The sequence below is a fragment of the Bordetella tumulicola genome, from assembly GCF_054779135.1.
In genome coordinates, this window is record NZ_BAAGYU010000007.1 from 793039 (window position 1) to 814362 (window position 21324).

Here is a 21324-nt window from a genome sequence, read left to right on the forward strand (position 1 = left end):
GTCTTTGATTTAAAACACGCCAGCGTGACGTTGGATTGTGACAGTAGTGTTGCAGCGGTAACCAGTATACTCGGCGCACATTGTGCGTATCCGACGGTGTTTTCCGCATGCGTGCAGCGCGATTCGAGTGTTGAACGCGCACCGTTTTGATTGGGGTTTTCCCTGTGATTTGTTACTTGTTTGTGATTGTTGGTCGTTGTCCCTTTTCCCGTTTTTAGTCACCGAGATTTCATGCGTCGCGTTAGAAAAACTACCCTGGCCTGTTTGCTTGCGATCGCCCAACTGACGATGCCCTTGCCGGTTGTCTATGCACAAGCGCAGTCGGCGAGCGACAAAGTCAGTCTGAATTTTGTCGATACAGATATTCCAGCCGTATTGCGTGCATTGTCGTTGTTCACGCAACGCAACTACTTGGTTGATCCACGGGTAAAGGGCAAGTTGACGTTGGTATCAGAGCGACCTGTTGATCGGGACACGGCCGTCAACATGTTGGCGGGGGCGTTGCGCATGCAGGGCTACGCCATCGTCGACGTCGACGGAGTGACGCGCGTAGTGCCCGAGTCCGATGCCAAGTTGCAGGGGAGCTCGGTGGTCGTCGATCCACCATCGCGCGCGGGTGCACCGGCACCAGTGTCGATGGAGCAGTTCGCACGGGGCACACAGCGCAGCGAAATCATCACGCGCGTGTTTTCGTTGAAATATGAGAACGCGGCTAATCTGCTGCCTGTGTTGCGGCCATTGGTGCCCCCCAATAATCCCATCAATGCGTATCCCGGTAATAACACCCTGGTCGTCACGGACTATGCGGATAACCTGGATCGCATTGCGAGTGTGATTGCGCGCGTGGACGTGCCCAGCGCGATTGATACTGACGTGGTGCCCGTTCGCTATGGCGTGGCAAGTGATCTTGCGGCGTTGGCTACGCAATTGCTGGATGCCCAGGGTAATGACGCCACGCAGCGCATGTCCATGGTGGCTGACCCACGCACCAACAGCGTGTTGATTCGCTCGGGCAGCCCGGCGCGCACCAAGCTGGCTCGTGATTTGATTGCCAAGCTGGACACCGCCCAATCACGTCCTGGCAATCTGCATGTTGTGTATTTGCGCAACGCGCAAGCATCGCGGTTGGCCGAAGTGCTGGGCGGCCTGCTGAACAGCCAGGCCTTGAATAGCGCCAGCGCAATGAATGGTACTGGCGGGATAGGTGGCGGTGCGGCCATTTCGAATGCGACCGGCAGCAATCGCAGCACCACGCCGCGCAGCAACAGCAACAGCAACAGCAACCGCTCATCGTCCGGCAGCATGATGGGTAGTTCGTCGGGCGATAGTACGCTGGGGCTGCAGCAGATTGAGCGCGATACGAGTTCGGCGGACGCGGTGTCGTATTCGGGCGGCGGCGCGACGATACAAGCCGACCCCACGACGAACACCTTGATCATTTCCGCACCTGAGCCGCTGTATCGTAGCCTGCGCGAGGTGATCGACCAACTGGATCAACGCCGCGCTCAAGTGTTGGTGGAAAGTCTGATCGTTGAGGTCAGCCAGGAAACAGCGGCGGAATTCGGCATTCAGTGGATGACGGGCAGCGGTAACTTGGCCGACGGCAGTGGTTTTGTTGGCGGTACCAATCTGGGCGGAAGCGGGATCGGTAGCGCGGGCACGGGCGCGACGACGCTGGATATGTTGGGCAGCGGCTTGTCGTTGGGCGTGGTCAAGGGCACGGTCGACGTGCTGGGTACTGAAATCATTAACCTCGGCGTCTTGGCACGCGCCCTGAATGCCACGGGCGAGGCGAATATCCTGTCCACCCCGAACTTGCTGACGCTGGATAACGAGTCGGCCAGTATTCTGGTGGGCAAGACCGTGCCGTTTGTGACGGGTCAGTATGTGACCTCCGGCAGCGACGGTAGTGGCAATCCGTTTCAGACCATTGAACGTGAAGATGTCGGTCTCAAACTGAATATCCGTCCGCAGATTTCCGAGGGCGGCTCGGTCAAGTTGGATATCTATCAGGAGGTCAGCAGCATCGACGAGACCAGCTCGTCGGAGACCATGGGCATTGTGACGAACAAGCGGGCCATTGATACCAGCGTGTTGGTCGATGACGGTCAGATTATCGTGTTAGGCGGTTTGCTCGAGGACAGCGTGGGAACCACCACGGAAGGGGTGCCGGGTCTGAGTTCGATTCCGATCTTGGGCGCCTTGTTCCGTTATGACACGCGCAGACGCACCAAGAGTAATTTGATGGTGTTCTTGAGACCTTACGTGGTGCGCAACGCGCACGATAGCGCCAATGTCACGATCAATCGCTACGACTATATGCGGCGCACCCAGAGCGCGGCGCAGCCGGGGAAACACTGGTTGCTGCCCGATATGCAGGCGCCCATTTTGCCGCCTTCAAACGTGGATACCGTGGGGTCGAACGAACGCAACGGGAGCTACGACATGCGACCCGAGGCGATCAACGCCACTATGCGGCGTCCGCCACCTACGACGACGCAGACCTTTCAGGTGCGTCAATTGCCGCAGCCTCCCGGGGCGTCCGATCCCAGTTTGCCGATACGGGCCAATTTGCCTCGTGGGGTAAGTATCGCGACCGATCCGTCGGCGCTGTATGCGGAGACCCGTTCGGACACGACGATTTTGCAGTTTGCTTCGGCGCCAGATCAAGCGACGGCGGATCGCATTGTCAGGACCGTGCGCATCAGCGGCCTGAATGCGTATTCGCAGGTGGGCCCGGGCGGGCAGGGCTATGTGGTGCGTGCGGATATCTCGCGTGACGCAACGACGGTAGACACGGCGGTGGCCTTGTTGAAAGAACTGGGCTATCGCGCCGAGCTGGTGACGCATCTGTGAACGCCTATCCGTTGCCCTATCGTTGGGCGCGCGCGCAGCGTGCGGTGCTGTTGCTGCGGCCCGGAGCGTCGCAGTTGACGACGAGCCCGCGTACGCCGGCCTGGGCGGTGCGAGAGATTTTGCGTTGTCACGGTGAGGTTCCGATCACGCAGGTGTCGGACGAGGCGCTAGAGACCCTGCTGAATGCGGCCTATAGTGATACGGCGGACGCGGCGGTGGTGATGGGCGTGGCCGAAAACGAAATCGATCTGGATCGCCTGCTGCAAGATATTCCCGAGGTCGCCGACCTGCTTGAAACGCAGGACGATGCGCCTGTTATCCGCATGATCAACGCCCTGTTCGCGCAGGCCGCGCGCGACGGCGCAAGCGATATGCATATCGAGGCGTACGAGACGCATTCGGTGGTGCGGTATCGCGTTGACGGCGTGCTGCGAGATGTGGTCAGTCCGCGTAAAGCGCTGCATGCCGCGTTGATTTCGCGTATCAAGATCATGGCCAATCTGGATATCGCCGAAAAGCGTATGCCTCAGGATGGCCGTATCGCCTTGCGCGTGGGCGGGCGCGCCATTGATGTGCGGGTTTCGACGTTGCCGACCGGCCATGGCGAGCGCGCCGTGCTGCGTTTGCTGGACAAAGAAGCCGGGCGGTTGCAGTTGGAAAAGCTGGGCATGAGCCAAGGGGTCCTGAAGCAGTTGGATACGCTGATCCGGCAACCGCACGGCATTGTCCTGGTGACGGGGCCGACGGGCAGTGGCAAGACCACGACCCTGTATGCCGCGTTGGCGCGACTGGACGCATCGACGAGCAATATCCTGACGGTTGAGGATCCCATCGAGTATGACTTGCCCGGGATCAGCCAGACGCAGGTCAATTCCAAGATCGATATGACCTTTGCGTTGGCGCTGCGCGCGATTTTGCGCCAGGATCCGGATGTGATCATGATCGGTGAAATCCGGGATCTGGAAACTGCGCAAATTGCGGTACAAGCGTCGTTGACGGGTCACTTGGTGTTGGCAACGTTGCACACCAATGATGCGACCTCGGCGGTGACGCGTCTGGTGGATATGGGGGTAGAGCCATTTTTATTGGCATCGTCGCTATTGGGCGTGCTGGCGCAACGTCTGGTCCGTAAGCTCTGTGTAGCGTGCCGCGTACCCGAGACATTGCCCGATGGTCGACTCGTGTATCGGCCAGTGGGATGCGAGGCGTGCAATCACACGGGTTATAGCGGTCGTTCGGGGATTCATGAGCTCTTCAGAGTTGATGAAGACGCCCGTCGTTTGATACACGAAGGGCGCGACGAGCAGGCACTGCGTACGCAGGCCTTGCACAACGGAATGCGGACGCTGCGCGACGACGGGCAACGCTGGGTGGAGCAGGGCGCGACTTCACCCGAGGAAATCGTGCGCGTGACGCGGGACACCTGAGGCAAGCACACTGCCTAGCATGTTTGCACCCGGCGTGTCTGGGGCAGGCATATCTACGCCCAGCATGCCAGCACCTAGCATGTCTGCGCGCAGCGTATCGACGCTCACGATACAGTCCCAATATGCTGACGCCCCACCACGCTAAGCCGTGGTGGCGCTATGCACGTGATCTGGACTTATCGTCGCGGCGGCGTGCCAAATTTGGCCGTACCGTCGGAGACGGGTCCCAGCGCGGTCAGGATGCCGGTGAGCGCGGCCCGTTGCGCATCGCTGGCCGTGTCCGACGCTTGCGCCGTGCCGCTGAATTGCAGGCGGCCTTTTTCCCATTGCCCTTGCCCCTTGGCAGTGAGTAGGCCAGCCTCGGTGCTGAACGCGAGTTGTGCCACCCCGTTTTTTGCACTGACTTGTAGACGGTAGTCGCCCAAGGGGCGCACGTGCGATAGGGCTGAGCTGGCCTGGGTCCAGCGGCCCGTGGCCAGGGTGCCGCTGTCGGGAAGATGTCCCACGACAAAGGCTTGCCAATTGAGGCTGATCTGGCCGCCCGGCGCGATCGTGTTCAGGGGCGCGCCAAAGGCCGTCAGGATGCCGGCGGGGGCCTGTAGATGTTGTCCCGAGACTTTGACGCCAGACAGGCCGGGTTCGATACGAACGGGACCCCGCAGCCAGGTGTGTGAGACTTCGAGCGCGCCTTTATTCCATTGCCAGCGAATGGGCTCGGGCAGGAGATAGCGCGCGCCCCGCGGTCCAAGGGCGAGCTGTGCGCTGCCTTGCCAGACGGTGCCGCTGGCGTCAGCGATGCTCGCCATGGCGTTGTCGGGCAGGGCCAGCATGAGCCAGCGTGCGGGCAGGACGATGAGGGCGGCGATCAGGGCAAAGATCAGACAAAAGACGGCAAGCGACAGCGAGAGAAACCGGGAACGACTCATGGTTGCATGGCGGGTATTAAGGTCAAGGTGCCGCTCAGACGACCGGGCAGACGCTTGCCAGTGGCGTGCATGGCACGGGTCAGTTCGGCATCGATGACGGACAGTCGCCAATCTCGAGCGGCGATGTCGAGCCAACGAAATAACGAGGCGGCGGAGGCCTCATGCAACGTCAGCGTGATGGCTTGGGTGGCCTGCGACGACCCCCCGACACGATCCCCACCGATACTGCCACGACGAGCCCTGCTATTTTCTGCATCGCCGTTGCGTTTCGATGCGGTGTCACCGTGAGCGATGGACCAGCTTTCTGCGGTCAGCCCCTCGCGCTGCAGGCTGGTGGCCAGTTCGTCGGTCGATGGCGCGGCGTTGCCCGCAGCCGGGGAGCCCTGGCGACGCAGAGCGCGCACTTGGGCGGTCAGGTCGGCGACGGTGGCTGCCTGGGCACGCAGTTCAGGTAATTCGCGCTGCGCGCGGGTCATGGTGGACCAGGCGGGATCAATCAGGATCAAAAAGACCAGGGCGATACCGATGATGGCGCCCGCGATGGCGAGCAAGCGTTGTTCGCGAGGCGGGCGCTGGCGATACCAGTTTTGCGCATGTTGCCACCCGTCGGCGCCGCGACGCCGCCAGGGAGCCAGCGTAGTTTGTAGAGATTCAGAAAGACGCATCAAAAATACTCCATACACGTCGACAGTCGTGCCGAGGTGCGATCAAGGTTCCGCCCGGGAAATACGCCAATCGCCGTTGTCGTCGCGCTCGACGCGTGCGCCGAGTGCGGCGGCGCTTTGCAAAATGGCGGCGGTGTCGGCAAGCCGATCCGCTTTGTCGCTGGACGGAGCGCTGGCCGTTGCCGTGGGGGTTGCGGTCGCCCCAGCGGCGGACAGACTCGGCGTGTTGCTGTCCTGCGTCCCGTCGTACAGTCTCAGCGTCAGCACGTCGTCGCGATAGCTCATGACATCCACCGCATCAGCGGCAAAGGGCAGGACTTGCGCGGCCGTGCGTGCCAGCGAGAGCAGGTCTTTTCCGGAGACGTCACCCTGGCCGGTGCGCAGGGCGTCGCGACCCTGCTGGGCCTGACGCAGGGGATCCAGGATGACGGGAATGTCCGGAAAAGCGTCCCGTACATCGCGCTCCATGCGTTCGCGCAGTTGCTGCACTTCGCGATCGAGTTGGCTGGCGTAAATATTCAGACCGATGATCCACACGCAGGCAGCGATCGCGGCCCATCCGGCGGCGCCGCGCCAGCGAGAGGGCTGGCGTGGCGCTAATTGGGGGAGGGTCAGAGACCAGGCCGGGTTGGTTGCTTGCCAGCGAGGGTCCTGGAGATCGTGCAATGCGGCCGGTGCTGCTGTCGCGCCGGCCTCAGACCAGACCTGCAGCGGGTAGAACGCCTGGACGGCCAAACCGGCCGTCGACAGGCGTTGCCAAGCGTTGCGCAGGGCTTCGCGCGAGATCCACGCAGCTGTCGCCGTGCCGTCTTCCGTACGCTTGCTGTAGCCGACCGCCAGGTCGTCCAGATCACCCAGGACGAGGCCCTCGAGCGTGCTCTGTACGGCGGCGGCATAGCGATTGTTCGGAACCGCGGGTACCTTGATGGTTGCGACGATCACGTCGTCGGGATGCAGGACGGCCTGCACGCGAGCTTGTGGAAAGGCGGCGGCTAGCGCGCCGGCCGCCAGTTCACCGCCACGCGCAACGCGTCCCTGGCGATCCAGCCAGGCATAGGGCAGGGGCGTGCTATCCGTCCACTCGGCCAGCGGCGGTAACGCGATACGCAGAACGTTTTTTACGGAGTTTCTTTTATCCATATTGTTTTTGGAGTGCGGGGGTCTGACATTGATAGCAGTGCTTGCATGCTAACGCGGCTGCGCCGATAGGCGACGGTGCCATTGGCCAGGAACCATTTGCTCCCGGTGGCAACCTCGGGAATTTCCAGGTCCTCGCCGTAGCTGCTTAAACGATTGGAAAAGTCTCCACTGTCGTTGAACCAGCGGCCACGGTCTCGTTCGCCCGTGACGCTGCGGGCCTGGGAAAGGGTCAACCCGGGCACCAGGGCAGCGATCACCTCGGGTTGGGCTGTGTTGACGTTGACCTCGCTGGGCTGGGGTAGCACAGTCATCGTGCGGCGCAGGGATTCACGGGCGCGCTCGTCGACGTTCATGAGCGAGGCCATATCATCGATGCCGCGTGGCTGAGGCGCGCGAACGCCGCCCTGGATGTCCGTCTGCGCGCCCTGTGCCGTTTCCGTGCCTGGGGGCCGACGGCTTTGTGTCATGGCAATATGGCCCGCGAACTGGGGCGCCAGTCGCTCGGGCAGGCCGAGCATGCTGAGCAGGCGCGTCAGCACAGCGACTTGTGTTTCGTCGACCACGCCGCGCGACGCGAGGTTGTACAGATTGTATTTGCCTTGCTCGTCGCTGATGTCGCCCGCAAAGACAGCCTCTTGGCCGCTTTGATCGCCTTCGATGCGGGTATCGAGCACCGGCGTTGCCCAAAGCTGGTCGCCTCTCACCGTGGCCTCTTGACGGGCGTTGTCACGCAACAGCAGGCGAGACCAGTCGATGCCGCCCAGCAACAGCCAGCGGGCCTGAATGCGGGCCTGTTCGTTTTCGATCTGGCGAATCGCCGAGGTTTGACGCAGGAACAGGCCACTGGTCAGGGCCGCGACAATGGCGACGACGATCAGCGCGCTGACGACGGCCATCCCGCCTTGTTGGGTCGTAGCAGTGCGCCGGATCATGGCAAGATCACCACGCGGGTGTAGCGTTCCAATTGACTGTTGTGACGTCGTTCCATGACGACCTCGAGCCCCGACGCGCGCGTTGTTGCCGGACGCAGCGGATCGCGCCAGCCCTGACCGAACACCCAGGCACGCACTTGCAGGCTGGTGCAGTCGGGCATGATGAGAATGCCCTCGGTGGGTTCGGGCAGAGGATAGTTTGCGGCGGGCGCGCCGCTGTAGCGCCATAGGCCATCGGGCCGTAGACGCCATGTCACGCGCTGCCACAAGCCGCTGTCCGGCGTGGCGCGCGTGATATCCAGCAAGACCGCGCCCGCTGACTGGGTGACGCTGATGCCGGGGGGAAACAGGGTGCTGTCGTCATCGTCGGCGTTGCCGGCTGCACCGGTCGTGCCGCCCGTGGATCCCTCGCTCGTCCCGCCGCTTACGCCACGACTCTCGGTTGTGGTGTCTTCGGCAGCCACACCGCTATACGCCCGGTTGAGGTCGCGTTCGATCTGACCTAGCGTGCGTAACACGATGGCTTGGTCGACGGCCTGATCGCCGAGCCATTCGCGCGCCGCCGACACGCGTTCCAGTCCCTTCCAGGACATCAGGCTCACCAACGCCATCAGGGCAATGGCGATCAGTACTTCGATCAGCGTAAAGCCCTGTTGGCGGGTGCGAGGCGCGAGGCGTTGACAGGAACGACGGGCTATCGGGGTTGCGTGCGTACGCATTATCGGACCTGCGACAACAGGCCCGTCAACTCGGCCAGCGAGGTGTCGGGGCGGTCCGTGTCGTGCACCCGCACCGTGACTTGGCGAAAATTGCGATTTAACGAATTGCGGATTTCGATCTCGCACCGTAGCGCCAGCGTGCCTTGCGGGCAGGTCCGGGTCTGGGTGCCGGCGCGGGGAAAAGCACCTTCGAGCCGTAGCAGGGCCAGTGTATTTTCCGCCGCGACCAGGGCGAGTGTCTTGTGACGAATGGCGCGACTGTTGTCCAGCATGACGTGCGTCGCCCGCAGCGCGGCACCCATGGCGACCGCGATAATTGCCAGGGCAACGAGTACCTCGATCAGCGTAAAACCCTCTTGTAGGCGACGTCGTCCGACGCCGGATTGCCCGGAATGCGATGCCGGGGCAACAGGTGGTTGCGCCGCGCGGGAATTAATGAATCGCATAACCACCCGCCGCGTCGCGTTCGATGCGTACGGTGTTTCCGTCGGCGGCCAACTCCAGTACCAAGGGATCGGAAACCCATTCGGTTCCAAAGAACACGGGCCGATTCGGCGACAGGATGAGCGTGACGGGTGTCGCGCGCCACGTCTGGGCGCGTAGGCTGGGGTCGTCTTCAAAACGATCGGGAGTCTGCGGCCCTTCGTCCTGCGCCGACAGACGCTCGGATCTGCCTGGGCGTTCGAATGACCAGCCCCGCTCATCGCCGTACCAGCGGATCGTGCGACCGTCGCTGCGTGCTTCGCTTTGTGCGACGGTGAACGCGTCGACGAGGCGCTCGGCATCAGCCACCAGTACACGGTCCGACGAGGCAGAAACTGACAAGCTGACCATGGACGCGGCGATGGCAATGATCACCACCACGATCAGCATTTCGATTAGGGTGAAACCGCGCTCAGAGTTCCCACGAACCGATGTCGGCATCGTCTTGCTCCCCGCCGGGCTTGTTGTCGGGGCCGAACGAGAACACGTCGATTTCGCCTTTGACGCCAGGGTTCAGGTATTGATAGGGCTGGCCCCACGGGTCGTTGGGCATGCGATCCAGATAGGGACGCCAGTTGCGCGCGCCTTCGGGGCGCTGCACCAGGGCTTGCAGACCTTGTGCCGTGGAAGGGTAGCGGCCGTTGTCCAGGCGATAGAGCTTCAATGCCTGCATCAGGCCGCTGATGTCTTGCTGGGCGGCGACACGGCGTGCCTGATCGGGGCGATCCAATACGCGGGGAACCACGAGTGCTGCAAGAATACCCATGATCACAATCACCACCATGATTTCAATCAGGGTGAAACCTTGCTGGCGGGCACGCGGGCGCTGAAACTGATGCACGAATTCTCTCCGCATTCTCTAGAAATTGCGACAAAAGCGGGATGATACGTCAGAAATATGACAATAATAATATTAATGTTACACGAATGAATCGGTGGCTCAGGCGGCGTTATGGCGCTGGCACAAACCCATTGGGTGCCACTGCGCGAGTCGGGGCGGCCGAGCGCAGCCGGGTGCCGTTGCGATCGACTTCAATCCCCGTGGGAGAGACCTCGACAAGCGCCAGGCCGGGGGCAATCTCTGTGCCGACGCGATAGGCTTGGGCCGGAGCGCCGTCGATGCTTAGCACGGCGGAGCCTTGTGGCCCCGCGGAAATCAGGCCCAATACGGAAATCTGGGTGTCAAGGACGCCATCCGTGCCGAACAATCTCGCGACGGCCCGTGTGTCGGAGCCGGCGTCGTTGCTTGTATTGAGGGCTGGGGGCAGGTTCGAAGGGGCAGGCGCCAGCAGAATCGCGCTCCATAGGCCTACGCCCGTCGCAGTGGCCAGGATTGCCAAGACGCGTACCGCACGCGGGCCGGTGGGCAGGGAAAACATGGGACGCAGACGCATGGGATAGGACGTCAGTGATAGCGAAATCGTGGACTCTAACAGAGTTTCATGGCAGCAATACGTGTTCGGAGCCCATCATGCCTGATGCCTACGCGGCCTGGGCTTGGGCCTTCAGCAGGAATATTTCCTGGCATTGTGCGCAGATTTCACGGGTGACGTGTTGGCGGACATGGCCGCGGCGCTCCAGCATCCCGATATTACGAGTGGGCCGACCTAACTCATCGGGAAGGGACAGGATGCGCAGATCGGGGCTGCTTGACCAGTTGGATCCATTGAGCAGAGGCAGCACGGTGACGCCGACTTCCTGTCGTACCAGTTCCACCAGAGTTTCAATCGCGTTGAGCTCCAGGAATTCGTCCACGGGTACGCCTAAGCGCCGCAGGACGCGATCGATCTGCCGGCCGGTGCGCTGCGTGCGATCAAAGCGCAGAAATGGGTTGGCAGCCAACACCGCGTGGGCAGTCTGCCCCTCGATCGACGCGGGTGCGACGACAACCAGCGGCTCTTCGTAGAGCGGCGTCCAGTCGATGCTGGCAACTTTGCGGCTGCTTTCTACGACAAAGGCGGCGTCGAGCTCGCCCGCGTCGACCTTGCTGGCCAATTCGCTGGCCTTGCCCGAGAGCACGCGGACATCCAGCGCCGGATGCTCTCGTTTCAGTTGGGAGACGACCTTCGACAGGGTCCCCATGCACGAGACGATTGCGCCGATGGAGACGGCGCCGGCGAGCTTTCCGGGCGCCGAGCGGGGCAGTTTGAGGCGATCGTAAAGGTCGACCAGATGCCGGATATCAGGCAGTAGCTCGCGCCCGGCCGCGTTCAAGATGGCTAGCCGACCACTGCGGTCGAAGAGCTCCCGGCCGAACTCGCTCTCGATGGCACGCATCTGAAAACTGATCGCCGCCTGGGTCAAGGCGACTTGTTCGGCCGCCTCGGAAAACGAGCCGTGATGGGCGACGGCCAGAAAACTGCGCAGAAAGCGGATGCTACTCATAAAAATATTTTGTGCGTGATAAAAATTATTCAAATTGATTTAATCAAATCACAAGAGTAAGTTCAATAGTCTTGTCTAACTGTTGTAATCCTTGAGCTCGTGCGCCCATGAAAAATTTCGATTGGAACAACCCCTATCCGTCGTTCCGTATTCCTCAGTTTGCCCGCAACATGGTGTCTACCTCGCATCCTCTGGCCGCGCAGGCCGGGTTGCGGATGTTGCTCAAGGGCGGAAACGCGGTTGACGCGGCGATTGCGGCGGCTGCCACGATCACGCTCGTCGAGCCGGTTTCCTGCGGCCTGGGCAGCGATTGTTTTGCCATCGTGTGGGACGGCAAAGAGCTTCACGGCCTGAATTCCTCGGGTGTGGCGCCTGCCGCCTGGAATGTGGAGTACTTCAAGCGCAAGTACGGCACCGATGCCAATGGCCTGGCGATCCAGCCTAAGCGCGGCTGGGATGCCGTGACCGTGCCGGGCGTCGTCGCGGGTTGGGCCGCGCTGCACGAGAAAATGGGCAAATTGCCGTTTGCTGACTTGTTTGAACCCGCTATCGAGGTGGCCGAACGCGGTTACGCCGTGCCGCCGGTCGTGGCACACAAGTGGGCCGCCGCGGTCGACGAATTGTGTGATCAGCCTGGCTACGCACAGACGTTCCTGCCCAATGGCCGCGCACCCAAGCCGGGCGAACATTTCCGCATTCCGGATGCCGCCTACACCTTGCGTCGTATCGCGGCCAGCGGCGGACGCGATTACTACGAAGGCGAGATCGCCGAGAAAATCGCGGCCTTCAGTAAAGAGTGCGGCGGCGCGATGACGCTCGACGATTTGCGCAACTATCGCCCCGACTGGGTCAAGCCGATTTCCAAGTCGTACCGTGGCTACGAGTTGCACGAGATCCCACCGAACGGGCAGGGGATTGCGGCCCTGATGGCGCTGGGCATCTGCGAACAGTTCGATTTGGCCAACATGCCAGTGGATTCGGTGGCGTCGCAGCACATTCAGATCGAGGCCATGAAGCTGGCCTTCTCGGATCTGTACCGCTATGTGAGCGACCCGCGCAGTATGGAAGTCACGCCCGAGCAAATGTTGTCGGATGCGTATCTGCAAAGCCGCGCCAAGTTGATTCGTCTGGATGGCGCCACCGATTTCGAACCGGGCCGTCCGCACGCTGGCGGGACGATCTACCTGACCGCCGCCGACGAAAGCGGGATGATGATCTCGTTCATCCAGTCGAACTACATGGGCTTTGGGTCGGGCGTGGTCGTGCCGGGCACGGGCATCAGTCTGCAGAACCGCGGCGTGGGTTTTTCGATGGATCCCAAGTCGGCCAATGTGGTCGAAGGCGGCAAGCGTCCTTTCCACACGATTATTCCCGGCTTTCTGACGCGGGGCGGCAAGCCCGTGATGAGCTTTGGCGTAATGGGTGGCGATATGCAACCGCAGGGTCATCTGCAAACCGTGATCCGCATGCTGGATTACCACCAGCAGCCCCAGGCCGCGTGCGATGCGCCGCGCTGGAAGGTCAACCGCGATTTCACGCTGGACATTGAGTCCACGATGAATCGCGCGACAGTCGATGGCTTGCAGGCCCTGGGGCACAAGCTGAAGTCGGTGGATGATCCCTATATGGATTTTGGTGCGGGTCAGTTTATTTGGCGCATGCACGAAAGCGACAACGAACTCGGCTATGTGGCGGCGAGCGATCCCCGTCGCGATGGCCAAGCCGTCGGTTTTTAAGCAAAATAAGAAGCTATATACGACATAAACCGGCGTTCTTGCGAGCGCCGGTTTAATGCCTACAACGCTGAACAAGGGAAAAAAAATGATGAAGCTGAAGGCTTTCAAACTGGGACTATGCGCGACATTGTTGGCGGCGGCCTCGGGCACCGCCATGGCGCAGGATTTGCGTATCGGATTGCAAGAAGACCCCGATGTGTTGGATCCCCATCGCGCTCGTACCTATGTGGGTCGCATTGTCTTCACCTCGCTGTGCGACAAGTTGGTCGACGTCAACCAAAAACTGCAGTTCGTGCCGCAGTTGGCCGAGTCATGGTCATGGAATGACGACAACACCGTGCTGACCTTTAAGCTGCGTGGCGATGCACTGTTCCACGACGGGACCAAGTTTGATGCCGCGGCGGCCAAAGCCAACCTTGAGCGTGCCAGGACACTGAAGGACAGCATGCGCAAGGGCGAGCTGGGCTCCATCGATACGATCGAAGCACCGGACGCGCAGACGCTGGTGCTGAAACTGAAGCAACCCGACGCGACGTTGTTGGCCGCGCTGTCGGATCGCTCGGGCATGATGTTGGCGCCCAGTACGTTCTCGGAAGACGCTGCCGCGGTGGGCCGCAAGCCGATTTGCTCGGGACCGTACAAGTTTGTCGAACGGGTCCAGAACGACCGTATCGTGCTGGAGAAATTCGATAAATACTACGGTGCCAAGGATTTCGCTTTTAAACGCGTGACGTTCCTGCCGATCCCCGATACGACCGTGCGTTTGTCGAATCTACGGGCGGGCGGGCTGGATATCCTGGAGCGGATGAATCCGTCCGACGCGCAACAGGTCAAGAGCGATACGTCGTTGCAGTTTGTGCACGTGTCGGGACTGGGCTATCAGCAGTTCTATTTCAACACCGGTAATGGCAAGCGCAGCGAAGCCAATCCTTTTAAAGATGCGCGTGTACGCAAGGCGTTTGAGTTGACGCTGGATCGCAATATCATTAACGAGGTCGTGGGCGGCGGTATTTTCGACCCCGCCAATCAACCGTTCCCCCCGGCGAGCCCGTATTTCAGCGATAAATTCCCGATTCCGGCGCGTGACGTCGAGAAGGCGAAAGCGCTGTTGAAAGAAGCAGGCGTGGAGCAGGTCAAGGCGGAATTGTCTTTCGGCAACAACACCACGACCTCGGCGATTGCCGAAATGGTACAGGCCATGTCTGCCGAGGCCGGTTTTCAATTGAGCCTGCGCCCGACTGAGTACGCAGCGATGTTGAGCGAGGCGAAAAGCGGAAACTTCGAAGTCATGATGCGCGGCTGGTCGGGTCGCGTAGATCCGGATGGCAACATCCATCAGTTCGTGACGTGCAAGGGTGCGCTGAACGACGGTGGTTATTGCAATCCAGAGGTCGACAAGCTGTTGAACGAAGCGCGCCGGGTTCCTGATGAAGCCAAGCGCAAAGCGATCTATGATCAGGCGCAGACTATTCTGCAAAATGACACACAGTCGGTCTACCTCTACTATCAACCATGGCCTTTTGTGCTGGCCAAGAAAGTTCAGGGTTTCAAGGCCTATCCCGACGGCATGATTCGCCTGAAAGGCGTGACGTTCGCGCAATAAACGCGGGGCATCCAGCCAGACTGACGATCGGGCCGTGCTGTGCGCACGGCCCGTGCATTTAGCAGCCCATCGTCTGCAACCCAACGTCTCAGGTTTCCTTTATGTTCAGAATTATCCTGCGCCGCGTGCTCGTTGCGATCCCAACCCTGATTTTGGTATCGGTGATCGTATTCATGCTACAGAAACTACTGCCCGGCGACCCCGTGCTTACCATGGCGGGCGAAGAGCGCGATCCCGTTGTCCTGGATTTCCTGCGCGAAAAATATCATTTGAATGATCCCTTGCCCGTGCAGTACGGTGTGTGGGTCATGCAGGTTTTGCAGGGTGACCTGGGTAACTCATTGCGTACCGATGTGCCGGTGAGTCACTTGATTGCCCAGAAATTACCCGTCACGCTGCAACTGGCAGCGATGGCGATGTTTTTTGCGATATTGATCGGTATTCCCATGGGCATTCTCGCCGCGGTGCGCAAGGGCACCGCGACCGAGATGGGGGCCAATGTCGCGGCCTTATCGGGGATGTCTATCCCCAATTTCTGGCTCGGTATTTTGCTCATCATGCTGGTGTCAGTGAAATGGCGGCTATTACCGGCGTCGGGCTATGTCTCGCCTTTTGATGACTTTTGGCTGTCGATGAAAACAATGCTGATGCCGGCATTTGTGTTGTCCACCGCGATTGCGGCCTACCTGATGAGACACACACGTTCGGCCATGCTGGAGGCGCTCAGTGCGGATTATGTGCGCACCGCCCGCGCCAAGGGCGTGTCGCCGCGCAAAGTGGTGCTGCGCCATGCGTTACGCAATGCCCTGATGCCTATCGTGACGCTCGTGACGCTGTTGTTCGGTGAGTTGATGGCGGGCGCGGTGCTGACCGAGCAGGTGTTTACCATTCCCGGTTTTGGCAAGCTGATTGTCGATGCCGTTTTTACGCGCGATTATGCCGTGGTGCAGGGCGTCGTGCTGTGTGTCGCAGTGGGTTTCATCGTGATGAACCTACTGGCCGACATTCTTTATATCCTGGTTAATCCCCGATTGAGGCACGCATGAGCGCAACGACTGCTACGGCTGCCGCCGTCACGCCTCCCCGCAGCCGCAATCGCGCGTGGGGAAAATTCAAACGTAATCGTATTGCCTTGCTGGGCGCAGTGATCGTTCTGGCGATGGTCCTGTTGGCGGTGTTCGCGCCGCTGCTGGCGACGCACGACCCGATGCAGACCAGTTTTATGACGATTCGCAAGGCGCCGTCCGCGACGTTCTGGCTGGGATCGGACGAGTTGGGCCGTGATATCTATAGCCGCATGCTGTATGGGGCGCGGGCGTCGCTGATGGCGGGCTTGGTGTCCGTCGTGATCGCGCTGATCATCGGCGTGCCGTTTGGATTGGTCTCGGGCTATTTCGGCGGGTGGATCGACAGTATCGTGTCGCGCTGCACGGAAGCGCTGTTGGCCATTCCGTTTTTGATCCTGGCCATTGCGCTGGCGGCTTTCCTCGGACCTAGTCTAACCAATGCGATGATTGCGATCGGGATTTCCGCCGCACCGAAGTTCGTGCGTCTGGCGCGTGGTCAGGTGTTGGCGGTAAAGAGCGAGGATTATGTGCAAAGCTCGCGGGCGCTGGGCGCATCGGACACACGTATCGTGGTGCGTCATATTCTGCCGAACATCATGCCGCCGTTGATTGTGCAGGCGACGATCACGATTGCAACGGCCATTATTGCCGAGGCTAGTCTGTCGTTTCTGGGGTTGGGCTTGCAGCCGCCGAATCCATCGTGGGGCTCGATGCTGAATACTGCGAAGAACTTTATGACGCAGGCGCCGTGGATGTCGATTTTTCCGGGCTCGGCGATTTTCCTGGCGGTGTTGGGTTTTAACCTGCTGGGCGATGGCTTGCGCGATGCGCTTGATCCACGGCAAGAGAAGTAGGCGGGATGACAATCATGGAAGAAAAACGGGTAGTTCAGGTCGACGGCTTGACGGTGCATTTCAAGACGCCGGACCGACTGGTCGAGGCGGTACGCGATGTGTCGTTTCATGTGGACCGCGGGGAAACGCTGGCCATTGTGGGGGAGTCAGGGTCGGGCAAGTCGGTGACGTCGTTGGCGTTGATGCGCTTGGTGGAGTACGGCGGCGGGCGCATCGTCGGCGGCGATATGCGTTTGCGGCGTCGTCATGGCGAGGTGCTGGATCTGACGCGCGCCAATGAGACGGTGTTGCAGCGGGTGCGTGGCGCCGATGTGGCCATGATTTTTCAAGAACCGATGACGTCGCTGAATCCGAGCTTTACGGCGGGGACGCAGATTGCGGAGGCGCTGCAGTTGCATCAGGGGCTAGATGCGACGGGCGCCCGGGCAGAGGCGTTACGGATGCTGGAGCGGGTACGTATTCCGGAGGCGCGTTCGATTCTGGATCGTTATCCGCATCAATTGTCGGGCGGGATGCGTCAGCGCGTGATGATTGCGATGGCGTTGTCGTGCAAGCCGCAGTTGCTGATTGCGGACGAGCCGACGACGGCGCTGGATGTGACGATTCAGGCCCAGATCTTGCAACTGATCCGCCAGTTGCAAGAGGAAATGGATATGGGGGTGATCTTTATTACCCACGATATGGGTGTGGTGGCGGAGGTCGCGGATCGTGTGCTGGTGATGTACCGGGGCGATAAGGTGGAGGAGGGAGGAGCGGATGAGATTTTTGGTTCTCCTCAGCATGCTTATACGCGGGCGTTGTTGTCGGCGGTGCCGCGTTTGGGCGCGATGCATGGGACGGATGAGCCCATTCCGTTCCCGTTGTTGCGGGTGACGGATACGGCCAAGGATGGGATTGCGGATGAGGACTCGGCTGTATCAGAGGCGGCAGGTGATGGGCTGCCGAGTACGGTGCGTCGGAATGAGGGTCCGGTGTTGCGGGTCAAGGACCTGGTGACGCGATTCGATATTACGGGCGGCATTTTGGGTCGGGTACAGAAGCGTGTCCACGCGGTGGAACGTGTGAGCTTTGATCTGTATCCGGGTGAGACGCTGGCGTTGGTGGGTGAGTCTGGCTGCGGGAAGACGACGACGGGTCGATCTTTGCTGCAGTTGGTCAAGAGCCAGGGCGGCCGCATTGAGTTTGATGGCCAGGATATTGGCAGTTTGCGGGGGGCTGCGATGCAGTCGTTGCGTCGCCATATTCAGTTTATTTTCCAGGATCCGTTTGCGTCGCTGGATCCGCGGATGACGGTGGGCTATTCGATTATGGAGCCGCTGCTGATCCACGGGGTGGCCAAGGGCCGGGCGGCTGAGGATCGGGTGCGCTGGCTAATGGATAAGTGCGGGTTGGTACCGGATATGATCGGTCGTTATCCGCATGAGTTTTCGGGTGGACAGCGTCAGCGTATTTGTATTGCGAGGGCGTTGGCGTTGAATCCGAAGGTGATTGTGGCGGATGAGTCGGTGTCGGCGCTGGATGTGTCGATTCAGGCGCAGATTGTGAATCTGTTGTTGGATCTGCAGCGCGAGTTTAGTGTGTCACTGCTGTTTATTTCGCATGATATGGCGGTGGTGGAGCGGGTGAGTCATCGTGTGGCGGTGATGTATTTGGGCCAGATCGTGGAGATCGGTCCTCGTCGGGCTATTTTTGAAAATCCGCAGCATCCGTATACGCGCAAGTTGATGGATGCGGTACCTATTGCGGATCCCCAGCGTCGGCATCGTCAGCGATCATTGCTGGTCGATGAGATTCCTAGTCCTATGCGCAAGGTGGGGGATGAGCCTGTTGTGGCGCCTTTAGTGCAGGTGGGAGAGGGGCATTTTGTGGCTCGGCATGGGGTGGGGGTTTATCAGTAACGTAGGTACCGGTGATGGCGGGGGATTTAGGGCGGTTGCGGGTGGAGGGCGTAGTTCTTTTGGCGCCCCGTCCTCGCGCGCAGCGCCAGGCGGGCAATGGGTGGCGCTGGCCCATCGTGTCGGCTCAGGCGCAAACCATGCGCCTGATGTGCCCTGCGGGGACTTCCCTCCACTCAAAGGGCCAGCGCCACCCATTGCCCGCCTGACGCTGCGCGCGTCGGGACGGGGCTGCACTGTTGTGTCGGCTCGCGGGTGTACACCAAGGGGCGGATGTTTTCTGTAGGGGCTTCTCTGCATTCAAAGGGGCCGCGTTATCCGTTGTCCGCTTGGCGTTGCGCGCGTCGGGACGGGGTTTGCATTGCACTGTTTTGTGGAATGGGGTCTTGGTGGCCGTCTTGTATTATGGGCGGTCTTTTTTTGCCTTGGCGTGGAATTTTTATGGCTTTGCGGGCGACGATTTATAAGGCGGATCTGCATGTGGCGGATACGGATCGGCATTATTACGGGAGCCATTCGTTGACGATTGCGCGGCATCCTTCGGAGACGGATGAGCGCATGATGGTGCGTTTATTGGCGTTTGCGTTGCATGCGCAGGACGGGCTGGCGTTTACGAAGGGTTTGAGTGATACGGATGAGCCGGATGTCTGGTTGAAGGATTTGACGGGCGCGATCGATTTGTGGGTGGAGGTGGGGCAGCCTGATGAGCGGCGGATTTTGAAGGCTTGTGGGCGTGCGGGACAGGTGGTGGTGTATTGCTATGGAGGCCATGCCAGCAAGGTGTGGTGGGATGGTGTGCGCGGCAGGCTGGAGCGCGCCCGGAATTTGCGGGTGGTGTATTTGCCGGATGGGCAGACGCGTCAGCTCAGCGAGTTGGCTGAGCGGACGATGGATGTGCATGTGAATGTGCAGGATGCGGCGGCGTTTGTGTCTGCGGACCAGGGGTCGGTGACGGTGGAGCCAGAGATTTGGCGTTAGTGGGCTGGGTCGACAGGACGCTAGTGTGCGCTGGGTCGGCGGGACGTTAGCCCGTGTTGGAATATCGGAGAGCTAGCGGGCGCCGGACTGGGCAGGGGGGCTAGCTAGCGGGTGCCGAAGTCGCCAGGTGCTAGCGGGTACTGGACTGGCGGTGTTGTTCGACGATTTTCCAGAAGGCGGGCAGGAAGCATTCGGCGACGAGCAGGGGTTGCCGGTAGCGCCAGAAGACTGAACGGCGGGCCCATAGAGGGCCTGGATCGTCGGGGCTTTGGATGGCGAGGGCGCTGCGGTGAAAGGGGACGGGCGAGGCGAGTTTGCGGCAGGCGAAGACGGAGCGCTGGATGGTGCGATCGTGATAGAGCATGTCGGCCAAGGGACGTGTGCGCAGACGCCGTATGCCTTGCCAGACGCCGTGAGAGGCGTTCAGGGGGGTGAGGCTGCGGGCGGTGACGCTGTCTATGCCGTCGATGGACATGAGGATTTCGCGTACCCAGACGGGGCTGTTGGGGGTGAGCGCCATAGCGTGGGCTTCATCTGGCGGGATGCCCTGGGGGTATTCGTCCAGGACGCGCAGGGTGACGGTGCCGAGTTGGCGTAGTCCCGCGGTGAGAGCGCCGGGCCGCAGTAGCCAGTGTTTGTGGTCGGGGGGCAGTGAGGGCGGGAGTGTGGTCCGCCAGCCTGGGGCGAGTGGGGGAAGTGCTGTCATGGTGTCTATTATGCCAAGCCGGCGGTGGTTTGCGAGGTGGACGCTTGGGATAGTTGGGTACTGGCTGGGACAAGCAGATGGGGATGAGCTAGGCATGATCTGATCTTGGCGGAGTAGGTGTGATGGGTGCCTGGGCCTAAAATGCGAGGTCGCCTCGGGGTATGGGATGGGCCAGCGCGGCTGGTGGATTGGGATTATGGAAAAGATACGAATTTCGAAGTTGATGTCTGAGCGCGGGCTGTGTTCGCGGCGTGAGGCGGATGCTTATATTGAGCGCGGCTGGGTCAAGGTCGATGGCGTGGTGGTGTCTGAGTTGGGCGCACGTGCGTTTCCTGATCAGGTGATTACGCTGGAGCGTGCGGCGCAGGCGCAGCAGACGTCTCGTGTGACGATTTTGATTAATAAGCCGGTAGGTTATGTGTCGGGTCAGGCGGAGGACGGCTATACGCCGGCGGTCGCGCTGATTGATGCGGGTTCTCGCGACAGGAATGATCGATCGTCGTTGCGTTTTTCGCGTGGACATTTGCGCGGGCTGGCGGTGGCGGGGCGATTGGATATTGATTCGCAGGGGTTGTTGGTGCTGACGCAAGATGGTCGGGTTGCGCGCCAGTTGATTGGCGAGGATTCGAGTGTCGATAAGGAATACCTGGTGCGCGTGCAGGGGCGCCTGGATGAGCGTGGCCTGGCGTTGCTGAATCACGGGTTGTCGCTGGATGGCAAGGCGTTGCGGCCGGCACAGGTGAGTTGGCAGAATGCGGATCAACTGTGTTTTGTGTTGCGCGAGGGCAAGAAACGCCAGATTCGCCGGATGTGCGAATTGGTGGGCCTGAGGGTCGTGGGTCTGAAACGGGTGCGTATTGGCCGGGTCAGGCTCGGTGATTTGCCCGTGGGGCAATGGCGCTATTTGCGGGAAGACGAGCGCTTTTGATTGTGTGTGACGTGGCGGTGCTCG

At 60.8% G+C, this 21324-nt stretch carries 20 protein-coding genes; 9 read left to right on the forward strand and 11 right to left on the reverse strand.

All coding sequences use genetic code 11. The features are described from left to right. Positions 1–231 precede the first annotated feature (231 nt). Entirely contained in the window at positions 232–2856 is a 2625-nt protein-coding gene (gene gspD / locus ACYVDM_RS12050) for a type II secretion system secretin GspD (protein ID WP_415785508.1), read from the forward strand. Then, complete coding sequence (gene gspE / locus ACYVDM_RS12055) at positions 2853–4283, forward strand: type II secretion system ATPase GspE (protein ID WP_415785506.1); 1431 nt, start codon at positions 2853–2855, stop codon at positions 4281–4283. Before gspD ends, gspE begins: the two co-directional genes overlap by 4 nt. 176 nt (positions 4284–4459) lie before the next feature. Here the strand turns inward: gspE and gspN are convergent, their stop codons facing one another. The 10 genes from gspN to ACYVDM_RS12105 all read right to left on the reverse strand — a co-directional run bounded on the left by gspN (position 4460) and on the right by ACYVDM_RS12105 (position 11533). Then, positions 4460–5209, reverse strand: coding sequence for a type II secretion system protein N (gene gspN / locus ACYVDM_RS12060; RefSeq protein WP_415785504.1), 750 nt, complete (start codon positions 5207–5209; stop codon positions 4460–4462). Further along, the gene (gspM, locus tag ACYVDM_RS12065; RefSeq protein WP_415785502.1) at positions 5206–5874 is read right to left on the reverse strand and encodes a type II secretion system protein GspM; all 669 of its coding nucleotides are present in this window, start codon (positions 5872–5874) and stop codon (positions 5206–5208) included. Before gspM ends, gspN begins: the two co-directional genes overlap by 4 nt. Positions 5875–5916: 42 nt before the next feature. After that, complete coding sequence (gspL, locus tag ACYVDM_RS12070) at positions 5917–7014, reverse strand: type II secretion system protein GspL (protein WP_415785500.1); 1098 nt, start codon at positions 7012–7014, stop codon at positions 5917–5919. Next, positions 6993–7946 carry a type II secretion system minor pseudopilin GspK gene (gene gspK / locus ACYVDM_RS12075; protein WP_415785498.1) on the reverse strand — a complete coding sequence of 318 codons (954 nt, stop codon included), beginning with the start codon at positions 7944–7946 and terminating at the stop codon, positions 6993–6995. Before gspK ends, gspL begins: the two co-directional genes overlap by 22 nt. After that, entirely contained in the window at positions 7943–8665 is a 723-nt protein-coding gene (locus tag ACYVDM_RS12080; RefSeq protein ID WP_415785496.1) for a prepilin-type N-terminal cleavage/methylation domain-containing protein, read from the reverse strand. The genes gspK and ACYVDM_RS12080 overlap by 4 nt, the downstream gene beginning before the upstream one ends. Then, positions 8665–9111 carry a type II secretion system minor pseudopilin GspI gene (gene gspI, locus ACYVDM_RS12085; RefSeq protein ID WP_415785494.1) on the reverse strand — a complete coding sequence of 149 codons (447 nt, stop codon included), beginning with the start codon at positions 9109–9111 and terminating at the stop codon, positions 8665–8667. Before gspI ends, ACYVDM_RS12080 begins: the two co-directional genes overlap by 1 nt. Next, positions 9098–9589 carry a GspH/FimT family pseudopilin gene (locus ACYVDM_RS12090; protein ID WP_415785492.1) on the reverse strand — a complete coding sequence of 164 codons (492 nt, stop codon included), beginning with the start codon at positions 9587–9589 and terminating at the stop codon, positions 9098–9100. The genes gspI and ACYVDM_RS12090 overlap by 14 nt, the downstream gene beginning before the upstream one ends. Further along, positions 9561–10004, reverse strand: coding sequence for a type II secretion system major pseudopilin GspG (gene gspG, locus ACYVDM_RS12095; RefSeq protein ID WP_415785490.1), 444 nt, complete (start codon positions 10002–10004; stop codon positions 9561–9563). Before gspG ends, ACYVDM_RS12090 begins: the two co-directional genes overlap by 29 nt. Positions 10005–10098: 94 nt before the next feature. Then, positions 10099–10542 carry a hypothetical protein gene (locus ACYVDM_RS12100; RefSeq protein ID WP_415785488.1) on the reverse strand — a complete coding sequence of 148 codons (444 nt, stop codon included), beginning with the start codon at positions 10540–10542 and terminating at the stop codon, positions 10099–10101. Positions 10543–10630: 88 nt separating this feature from the next. Continuing rightward, on the reverse strand, positions 10631–11533 hold the full coding sequence (locus ACYVDM_RS12105) for a LysR family transcriptional regulator (RefSeq protein ID WP_415785486.1): 903 nt from the start codon (positions 11531–11533) through the stop codon (positions 10631–10633). Between the two features lie 107 nt (positions 11534–11640). On the opposite strand from ACYVDM_RS12105, the gene ggt reads away from it, so the two are divergent. The 6 genes from ggt to ACYVDM_RS12135 all read left to right on the forward strand — a co-directional run bounded on the left by ggt (position 11641) and on the right by ACYVDM_RS12135 (position 19666). Beyond that, positions 11641–13269, forward strand: coding sequence for a gamma-glutamyltransferase (ggt, locus tag ACYVDM_RS12110; protein ID WP_415785484.1), 1629 nt, complete (start codon positions 11641–11643; stop codon positions 13267–13269). Between the two features lie 88 nt (positions 13270–13357). Then, on the forward strand, positions 13358–14872 hold the full coding sequence (locus ACYVDM_RS12115) for an ABC transporter substrate-binding protein (RefSeq protein ID WP_415787015.1): 1515 nt from the start codon (positions 13358–13360) through the stop codon (positions 14870–14872). A gap of 101 nt (positions 14873–14973) precedes the next feature. Next, the gene (locus ACYVDM_RS12120; RefSeq protein ID WP_415785482.1) at positions 14974–15918 is read left to right on the forward strand and encodes an ABC transporter permease; all 945 of its coding nucleotides are present in this window, start codon (positions 14974–14976) and stop codon (positions 15916–15918) included. Then, positions 15915–16793: an ABC transporter permease gene (locus tag ACYVDM_RS12125; protein WP_415785480.1), complete on the forward strand. Its 879-nt coding sequence runs from the start codon at positions 15915–15917 to the stop codon at positions 16791–16793. Before ACYVDM_RS12120 ends, ACYVDM_RS12125 begins: the two co-directional genes overlap by 4 nt. Positions 16794–16798: 5 nt before the next feature. Next, the gene (locus ACYVDM_RS12130; protein WP_460475392.1) at positions 16799–18691 is read left to right on the forward strand and encodes a dipeptide ABC transporter ATP-binding protein; all 1893 of its coding nucleotides are present in this window, start codon (positions 16799–16801) and stop codon (positions 18689–18691) included. A gap of 438 nt (positions 18692–19129) precedes the next feature. Then, the gene (locus tag ACYVDM_RS12135; protein WP_415785478.1) at positions 19130–19666 is read left to right on the forward strand and encodes a YaeQ family protein; all 537 of its coding nucleotides are present in this window, start codon (positions 19130–19132) and stop codon (positions 19664–19666) included. A gap of 130 nt (positions 19667–19796) precedes the next feature. Here ACYVDM_RS12135 and ACYVDM_RS12140 read toward each other — a convergent pair whose 3' ends face one another. Next, positions 19797–20372, reverse strand: coding sequence for a chorismate--pyruvate lyase family protein (locus ACYVDM_RS12140; RefSeq protein ID WP_415785476.1), 576 nt, complete (start codon positions 20370–20372; stop codon positions 19797–19799). Between the two features lie 196 nt (positions 20373–20568). On the opposite strand from ACYVDM_RS12140, the gene ACYVDM_RS12145 reads away from it, so the two are divergent. Beyond that, positions 20569–21300 (forward strand): pseudouridine synthase, encoded by a 732-nt coding sequence (locus tag ACYVDM_RS12145; protein WP_415785474.1) that lies wholly within the window; start codon positions 20569–20571, stop codon positions 21298–21300. Positions 21301–21324: the final 24 nt, after the last annotated feature.

Bases quoted from the DNA above. Each gene is read 5' to 3' on its own strand.
- gspD (WP_415785508.1), top strand. From the start codon at position 232: ATGCGTCGCGTTAGAAAAACTACCCTGGCCTGTTTGCTTGCGATCGCC.
- gspN (WP_415785504.1), bottom strand. From the start codon at position 5,209: ATGAGTCGTTCCCGGTTTCTCTCGCTGTCGCTTGCCGTCTTTTGTCTG.
- gspM (WP_415785502.1), bottom strand. From the start codon at position 5,874: ATGCGTCTTTCTGAATCTCTACAAACTACGCTGGCTCCCTGGCGGCGT.
- gspL (WP_415785500.1), bottom strand. From the start codon at position 7,014: ATGGATAAAAGAAACTCCGTAAAAAACGTTCTGCGTATCGCGTTACCG.
- gspK (WP_415785498.1), bottom strand. From the start codon at position 7,946: ATGATCCGGCGCACTGCTACGACCCAACAAGGCGGGATGGCCGTCGTC.
- ACYVDM_RS12080 (WP_415785496.1), bottom strand. From the start codon at position 8,665: ATGCGTACGCACGCAACCCCGATAGCCCGTCGTTCCTGTCAACGCCTC.
- gspI (WP_415785494.1), bottom strand. From the start codon at position 9,111: ATGCGATTCATTAATTCCCGCGCGGCGCAACCACCTGTTGCCCCGGCA.
- ACYVDM_RS12090 (WP_415785492.1), bottom strand. From the start codon at position 9,589: ATGCCGACATCGGTTCGTGGGAACTCTGAGCGCGGTTTCACCCTAATC.
- gspG (WP_415785490.1), bottom strand. From the start codon at position 10,004: ATGCGGAGAGAATTCGTGCATCAGTTTCAGCGCCCGCGTGCCCGCCAG.
- ACYVDM_RS12100 (WP_415785488.1), bottom strand. From the start codon at position 10,542: ATGCGTCTGCGTCCCATGTTTTCCCTGCCCACCGGCCCGCGTGCGGTA.
- ACYVDM_RS12105 (WP_415785486.1), bottom strand. From the start codon at position 11,533: ATGAGTAGCATCCGCTTTCTGCGCAGTTTTCTGGCCGTCGCCCATCAC.
- ggt (WP_415785484.1), top strand. From the start codon at position 11,641: ATGAAAAATTTCGATTGGAACAACCCCTATCCGTCGTTCCGTATTCCT.
- ACYVDM_RS12115 (WP_415787015.1), top strand. From the start codon at position 13,358: ATGAAGCTGAAGGCTTTCAAACTGGGACTATGCGCGACATTGTTGGCG.
- ACYVDM_RS12120 (WP_415785482.1), top strand. From the start codon at position 14,974: ATGTTCAGAATTATCCTGCGCCGCGTGCTCGTTGCGATCCCAACCCTG.
- ACYVDM_RS12125 (WP_415785480.1), top strand. From the start codon at position 15,915: ATGAGCGCAACGACTGCTACGGCTGCCGCCGTCACGCCTCCCCGCAGC.
- ACYVDM_RS12130 (WP_460475392.1), top strand. From the start codon at position 16,799: ATGACAATCATGGAAGAAAAACGGGTAGTTCAGGTCGACGGCTTGACG.
- ACYVDM_RS12135 (WP_415785478.1), top strand. From the start codon at position 19,130: ATGGCTTTGCGGGCGACGATTTATAAGGCGGATCTGCATGTGGCGGAT.
- ACYVDM_RS12140 (WP_415785476.1), bottom strand. From the start codon at position 20,372: ATGACAGCACTTCCCCCACTCGCCCCAGGCTGGCGGACCACACTCCCG.
- ACYVDM_RS12145 (WP_415785474.1), top strand. From the start codon at position 20,569: ATGGAAAAGATACGAATTTCGAAGTTGATGTCTGAGCGCGGGCTGTGT.